General features: G+C 63.1%; 5 protein-coding genes and 1 pseudogene. 4 read left to right on the forward strand and 2 right to left on the reverse strand.

All coding sequences use genetic code 11. The annotated features are described in order from the left end of the window. A partial coding sequence (locus G113_RS18075) for a gamma-glutamyltransferase (RefSeq protein ID WP_005908251.1) occupies nt 1–974 on the reverse strand: 974 nt, incomplete at its 3' end. 136 nt (nt 975–1,110) lie between these two features. Here G113_RS18075 and G113_RS18080 point away from each other — a divergent pair. After that, nucleotides 1,111–1,707, forward strand: coding sequence for a GDSL-type esterase/lipase family protein (locus G113_RS18080; RefSeq protein ID WP_040319368.1), 597 nt, complete (start codon nt 1,111–1,113; stop codon nt 1,705–1,707). Between the two features lie 92 nt (nt 1,708–1,799). Here the strand turns inward: G113_RS18080 and rdgC are convergent, their stop codons facing one another. After that, on the reverse strand, nt 1,800–2,711 hold the full coding sequence (rdgC, locus tag G113_RS18085; RefSeq protein ID WP_005908254.1) for a recombination-associated protein RdgC: 912 nt from the start codon (nt 2,709–2,711) through the stop codon (nt 1,800–1,802). A 180-nt stretch (nt 2,712–2,891) separates the two neighbouring features. Between rdgC and G113_RS18090 the strand changes: the two genes are divergently transcribed. From G113_RS18090 to G113_RS18100, 3 genes and pseudogenes are all read left to right on the forward strand, one after another. After that, nucleotides 2,892–3,320, forward strand: coding sequence for an N-acetyltransferase (locus G113_RS18090; protein ID WP_005908255.1), 429 nt, complete (start codon nt 2,892–2,894; stop codon nt 3,318–3,320). Nucleotides 3,321–3,434: 114 nt separating this feature from the next. Continuing rightward, nucleotides 3,435–4,661 (forward strand): exonuclease SbcCD subunit D, encoded by a 1,227-nt coding sequence (locus G113_RS18095; RefSeq protein ID WP_005908257.1) that lies wholly within the window; start codon nt 3,435–3,437, stop codon nt 4,659–4,661. Then, nucleotides 4,658–6,789: pseudogene (locus tag G113_RS18100) on the forward strand (AAA family ATPase); the annotation flags it as partial. The gene G113_RS18095 and the pseudogene G113_RS18100, both read left to right, overlap by 4 nt.

The following is a 6,789-nucleotide window of genomic DNA, read 5'->3' on the forward strand; positions in this document are numbered from 1 at the left end:
CCCTGCACGGGCTTGAGAGCCGCCATGTCGCGGCTCTCCAGCATGCCGAAAATTTGCCCTAGTGCCAAGGTGCCGGAGGAGGGGGTCGGAAAGCCGCACACCTCACTCTGGCGATAATCGAAGCAGAGACCGTCCCTGAGCTTGGCCTTGTAGCTGGCGAGATCGCTGGCGGCCAGTACCCCGGGGTTCTCCGGGTGCTGATGCACCTTGGCAACCATCGCCTCGGCCAGCGGGCCGCGATAGAAGGCGTCAGCCCCCTCGCTGGCGAGGGTGCGCAGCACCTTGGCCAGGGCCGGGTTGGTGAGATGAGTACCTGCCGTCTTGGGCGTGCCATCGGCCCGATAGAAGTAGGCGCGGGCGTCATCATCCTTGGCAAGATAGGGCTCCTTGGCCAGCAGAGACGCCAGGCGTGGACTGATGGCAAAGCCCTGTTCGGCCAGCATGATGGCCGGCTCGAACAGGCTGGCCCAGGGCAGCTTGCCATACTGCTGATGGGCCAGGGCCAAGGCGCGTACCGTGCCGGGCACCCCGACCGAGCGTCCGCCGACGACCCCCTCATAGAAGGCCATCGGCTTGCCATCTTTCATGAAGAGTTGATCGGTGGCGGCAGCCGGCGCTGTCTCCCGGCCATCCACGGCGCTGACCTGTTTACCATTCCAGACCAGCATGAGGGAGCCACCCCCAATGCCGGAGGATTGCGGCTCGACCAAGGTCAGTACCAATTGCACGGCGATGGCGGCATCCACCGCCGATCCACCCGCCTTGATCACCTGATAACCGGCATCCACCGCCAGCGGGTTGGCGGCGGCGACCATGAAGGATTTGCCTTGCCAGCCCTGCTTGTCGGTCCAGCCACTGGCGGCCTCCGGGGCGAGCAGGGTCTGGGGGGGCACCGCGTAATGGAAGGCTTCCTGAGAGGCGCAACCGGCGAGCAGGCCGAGGGCGACCAGCAGGCTGAGGGGTTTGAGGGACATGACACACTCCTTGTCTGTTTTTCCTACAGGGATAAAGAATGTGACACAAGTGAGGCTCCATGGAAAGTTTGTCTTTATACTCAAATGCTTACAAATCTATCAATGAACGAGCATGGTGGCGACCAGGGAGGAGAGGATGAGAAGAGGCGTGATAGCAGTGCTCTGCCTGCTGTTAGCCGGTTGTGGTGATCCCCAGTTCAGGCCCCTGATGGCCGGGGAAACCATACTGGCCTTTGGGGACAGTCTGACCGAGGGACGGGGTGCGAGCCCCTCGCAGAGCTACCCCAGCGTGCTGGCGAACCTCAGTGGCCACACTGTCATCAACGCCGGGGTATCGGGGGAGCTGAGCCAGGCGGGCAGAGCACGGCTACCGGCCTTGCTGGCAGAGCACAGACCCGGCCTGGTGATCCTGCTGGAGGGGGGCAATGACATCTTGCGAAACAGCGGCGAGTCTGCGCTCAAGGCCAATCTCGCCGCCATGATAGAGGCGGTGCAGGGCAGCGGTGCTCAGCTGTTGCTGGTGGCCGTGCCGCGCAAGTCGTTGTTGAGCGACGGGGCTCCTCTCTATGGCGAATTGGCTGAACGTTATCAGCTGGTGCTGGATGACAGCAGCATAGGCGAGCTGCTGCGCAGTCCCGATCTCAAGTCCGATATGGTGCACCTCAATGGCAAGGGGTACGCGGTGCTGGCCGAGCGGCTCCATGGCTTGTTGCAGGATCGCGGCGCTCTCTGAATCTGGACATGGTGGCCAGGAATAATTGATGACAAATGTAAAAAAACCGCCCTCGGCGGTTTTTTTACATTTGTTCACACGCAGGCAGGTGCTTAGATAGATTGCTCTTCGCCACCTAGTACCGCGAACAGTGCCGGGATGAACTGGGCCAGCTCGGCGGTGACCAGGGCGAAGTCGGCATCCAGACGGGCGGCCGGATCCTCGCTGGTCACGTCATCATTCTGCTCGCGCAACTCTTCGCTGAACTTGAGGCGCTTGATGGAGAGATCGTCGCCGAGCACGAAGCTCAGGGTCTCGCTCCAGTTCAACGCCAGCTTGGTGACCAGCTTGTCGTTGGCGAGGTGATTCTTGATCTCGTCAGTCATCAGATCCTGCTGCTTGCAGCGGATGATGCCACCATGTTCCATGGCGCTGCGCAGCTCCGCTTCATCTTCCAGGGTGAAGGGGGCGGGCAGGTTCCCCTCGCTGAGCCACTCGGTCATGGTGATTTCAGGCGGATTCTTGAGGGCCACCGGCACCACAGGCAGCGTGCCTATGCTCTTGCGCAGCAGGGCCAGCAGATCGTCCGCCTTCTTGGCGGAGCCTGCATCGACCACCATCAGGTTGTCGGCCGGGTTTATCCAGGCGAAGGTCTGGCTGGTGCGGCTGAAGGCGCGAGGCAGCAGGGTGTGCATTATCTCTTCCTTCAGTGCCTCCTTCTCTTTCTTCTTCAGGGCGCGGCCCTGCTCGAATTCGATCGCTTCCACCTTCTCGGCCAGCATCTCTTTGACCACGTTGCCGGGCAGCATCTTCTCTTCTTTGCGGGCGCAAAGGAGGATGTGGCCAGCGGCCGAGTGGGTCAGGGTGGCACCGAACTTGCCGAGGGGCTTGACCCAACCGAACCGGGAGATGTCCTGGCTGCCACAGGGGGTAAAGGCGCAGGCCTCAAGCTGGGTCTCCAGCTCGTCGACACTCAGCTCGAAGGGGCGGGTAAAGCGATAAATCTGCAGGTTTTTAAACCACATGGCGTCCTCGGTCGTAAAGATTGTCCGGCGGGCATTGTACTGCAAAGCGGCGCTTTGTGATCGACCAATCACTCCGGTGAGAAAAATCGGACGGCGCTCACAGGCCTGGGTGCTGGCCGAACAAGGGGCAGACGAGGTCTCCTAGACTGCCAGAGTTGGCTGACGGATAAGGATGAAGATATGCTCAGAGCGAGTCGGGCGCAGGACATGGATGCCATTTTGGATATCTGGTTGCTGGCTTCCCTACAGTCCCACGATTTTGTCGATGCTTCCGTCTGGTGGCAGGCTCAGGAACTGCTGCGCAGCCGCTACCTGACCAGAGCCGAGGTGTGGGTCTATGAAGACGATGGCGAGTTGCAGGGGTTCATCGCCCTGGTCGATGACTATCTGGCCGCCCTGTTTGTTCGCCCGGATAGCCAGAGGCGAGGCATAGGCCATGCCTTGCTGCAAAATGCCAAGACTCAGGTCACCAGCCTCCATGCCAGAGTCTTCACCGAGAACGACCCGGCGGTGCGTTTTTATCGTCAGCATGGCTTCGTCATCGATGGCGAGGAACCGGATCCCCTGACCGGACATGGCCAATACCGGATGCACTGGTTCGGGGCTTGAGCCGTTTTTCTTTATGGCACCCTTGAGTCCTGCCCTTGCCGAGCAGGCATGGGCTAAGGCACCATGACGTCAATATGGGCGCCTGACGCCTTCGCTTAATTGAGCCGCAACTCCATGAAAATCCTGCATACCGCCGATTGGCATCTGGGCCATCAACTCCATGGCCATGAGCGCCGTTTCGAGCATGACGCCTTCCTCGACTGGTTGGCCGAGACCATCAAGACGCGGCAGATAGATGCCCTGCTGGTGGCAGGCGATCTGTTCGATACCGCCAATCCCCCCGCCAGCGCCTGGCAGCAGCTTTATGGCTTTCTGGCAAGATTGCGCGCCGATATGCCCAGGCTCAACCTGGTGCTGGTCGGTGGCAACCACGACTCTCCCTCCAAGCTGGATGCTCCCCACGAGCTGCTGCGTGCCTTCAACCTGCATCTGGTGGGCAGCATCAGCCGGGATGAGAACGGCGCGCTCGAGACGGATCGCCTGCTGGTGCCGCTGCATGACCATGACGGCAAGGTGGCCGCCTGGTGCGCCGCCGTGCCTTTCTTGCGCAGCAGCGACCTCAGACCCGAGGCCCTGGGGGAGGGGCAGGACAGGCTGATTGAAGGGGTGCGCCAGATCTATGATGAGCTGCTGGCCGAGGGACGGGCTCGCTGCGAAACCGAGCAGGCTCTGGTTGCCATGGGACATGCCTATCTGGCGGCGGGGCAGCTCTCCGAACTGTCCGAGCGGCGGGTGCTTGGTGGCAATCAGCATGCCTTGCCTGCCGACATTTTTGCCGGTGCCGATTACACGGCGCTGGGGCATCTGCATCTGGCCCAGCGCCTGGCGCCTGGGGTGCATTACAGCGGCTCGCCGCTTCCCCTTTCGCTCAATGAGGCCAACTACCGTCACCAGGTGCTGGAAGTCACGCTGGAGGCCGGCAAGCTGGTGGCGGTAGAACCCATATTGGTGCCGCGCAGTGTCGAGATGATACGACTGCCCGAGAGCGAGCTGAGTGCCGCCCTGGATGCCATAGCCGCACTGGATCTGGCCGATGCCCCCCAGCAGGCGCAGCCATTCCTGGAGGTGAGGCTGCTGCTACCCAAGCCAGAGGCTCGCATTCGCGAGCGCATCCTCGCCGCTCTGGCGGGCAAGCCGGTACGCCTGGCCAAGATCAGCACCCGCTATCAGGGCAGCGGGCAGGGGCTGGCCGATGGCGGCCAGCGGCGGCGCCTGGATGACATCGCGCCTCAGGAAGTCTTTAGCCTCTGCTATCAACGTCAGTTCGAAGGGGAACCAAGCGAGGCGCTGCTCGCCTCCTTCGACGAGATCCTCACTCAGGTCAGGGAGGCGAAGTCATGAAGATCTTATCCCTGGCAGGGGAGAACCTGGCCAGCCTGACCCAGGCTTTTCACATCGATTTTGACAAGGATGCCCTGGGCGCTGCCGGCCTGTTTGCCATTACCGGCAATACGGGCGCCGGCAAGAGCACCCTGCTCGATGCCATCTGTCTGGCGCTCTATGACGAGATGCCCCGTTTTGTCGCCAATCGTAAAAATGTGGCCGAAGTAGGCCGTCAGGATGACGAGGAGAAACTCAAGGCCAATGACGTGCGCGGCATCCTGAGTCGCGGTCATGCCAACGGCTTTGCCGAGGTGCGCTTTCGTGGCTGCGATGGTCGTGCCTATCTCGCCCGCTGGACGGTGCGCCGGGCTCGCAACCGGGCTGAGGGCCGTTTCCAGCCCCAGGATCGATCCCTTACCGATTTGACCAGCGGCCAGCTTTTTTCTGGCAGCAAGCGCGAGCTGCAAGAGCGGATCGATGAGTTGGTGGGGCTCTCCTGGGAGCAGTTCCGCCGTGCCGTGATCCTGCCCCAGGGGGAGTTTGCCGCCTTCCTCAAGTCTGACGCCAACGAACGCTCCGCCCTGCTCGAACGCATGACGGGCACCGAGCTCTACTCGGCTATCTCGGTGCAGACCTATGAGCGCGCCAGGGGGGAGCTGCAGACGCTGGCAACCCTGAGCGAGCGACTCGGCGATCTCACTCTGATGGATGAGCAGACCCGCGCAGAGTGGCTCTCTCGTCAGCAACAGGGAGCCGTTCAACTCAGTCAGGCGCAGCAGGCCCGGCAGTTGTTGCAGGCGCTGCGCGATCTCAATGCGCGTATCGCCGCCCAGAGCCTGGCGTGCCAGGAGGGGGAGGCGGCGCTGGCTGGCGCGGCGCAGGCCCACGCCGAGGCGGCCCCCCGTGCGGGCGGAGTTTAGCCTTGCCGAGCAGGCCCAGGGGGCTCGCGCCGACCATGATGAACTGACTCGCCTTGGCCAGGAGGCCGAGCAGCAGAGGCGGCTCATCGCTCAACTGGGCCCCGAACTTGAACGGGCCGAGCGGGAACAGCAGCAAGCCGCGCAGCGCGAGCAGCAAGCCTTGGCCGACAGGCAGGCCGCCGAGCGCCAGTGGCGTGAGCTGCAACCCGTCCTCAAGCAGGCGCAAGATCTCGATACCCGTATCCGGGAGAAGGCCGGACAGTTGCAAGAGATCCAGCAGCAGGGCGTGCAGGCGCGCGCGCTGCAACTTCAGCTACAGCAGGAGTGGCGGCTGCAGGGCGAGCAGGTGACCTCCCTTGACACGCGCCGCCAGCTGCGGGCGAGCTGGCTCGAGGAGCGCAAGACGCTGGCCCCCTTGGCCCGCCAGTGGCAACCCCTGCTGGCCGCGATGCAGGACTGGGCCGACAGCAAGGTGCAGCTGCAACAGCTGACTCAAAGCCGTGCCCGGCGCAGTCAGACCCTGCTCGACCTCAATAGCCATCTGGAGCAGGGGCAACAGGAGCGTGACCACTGGCAGCAGGAGCGGGCAAGCTTGCAACGGCAGCACGATGAACTGCAGGCGCAGGAGTGGGACGCTCAGGTCGCCGGGGCGCAGGAGCTTCGTCAATCCCGCACCGAGCAGTTGGCGCGGGTGCATCAACTGCTGGATCTGGCACAGACGGGCCGCAACCACAGCGAGCAGCAGGCGCGCTTGCAGCAAGAAACAAGCATGATCGAGCAGCAGCTGGACCGGTTGGCCGTGCAGCATGGGGAGCGGGAGCCCGCGCTGGCAAGGCTGGTCGCCCAGCGTGATGAGGCGCGCCATGCCCTTGAGCAGACCCGCGCCGTGGCCAATTTCGATCAGCATCGCCATGTCCTCGAGGAGGGCGTCCCGTGCCCGCTCTGCGGTGCGGAAGATCACCCATACAGCCAGAGCCAGCCTCAAGTCACGGGTATCCTGGCTTCCCAGAGCGAACGGGTTCGCCAGTTGGATCTCGCGTGGGAGCAGCTCAACCGTCAGCAGATGCAAGGGGAGATAGAGCGAGCCGAACTGACTCGTCAGCTGGCCGCCCACCAACATCATCATCCTGAGCTGGCGGTGAGAAGCGAGCAGCTGAGTCAGCGCTGGGAAGCGGCTGGGGGGCAGCAAGTTGGCTGGGGGCCGTCGTGCCGGCGTACGCCCGGGG

Source organism: Aeromonas molluscorum 848, from assembly GCF_000388115.1.
Lineage (GTDB): Bacteria > Pseudomonadota > Gammaproteobacteria > Enterobacterales > Aeromonadaceae > Aeromonas > Aeromonas molluscorum.

Bases quoted from the DNA above. Each gene is read 5' to 3' on its own strand.
- G113_RS18080 (WP_040319368.1), top strand. From the start codon at position 1,111: ATGAGAAGAGGCGTGATAGCAGTGCTCTGCCTGCTGTTAGCCGGTTGT.
- rdgC (WP_005908254.1), bottom strand. From the start codon at position 2,711: ATGTGGTTTAAAAACCTGCAGATTTATCGCTTTACCCGCCCCTTCGAG.
- G113_RS18090 (WP_005908255.1), top strand. From the start codon at position 2,892: ATGCTCAGAGCGAGTCGGGCGCAGGACATGGATGCCATTTTGGATATC.
- G113_RS18095 (WP_005908257.1), top strand. From the start codon at position 3,435: ATGAAAATCCTGCATACCGCCGATTGGCATCTGGGCCATCAACTCCAT.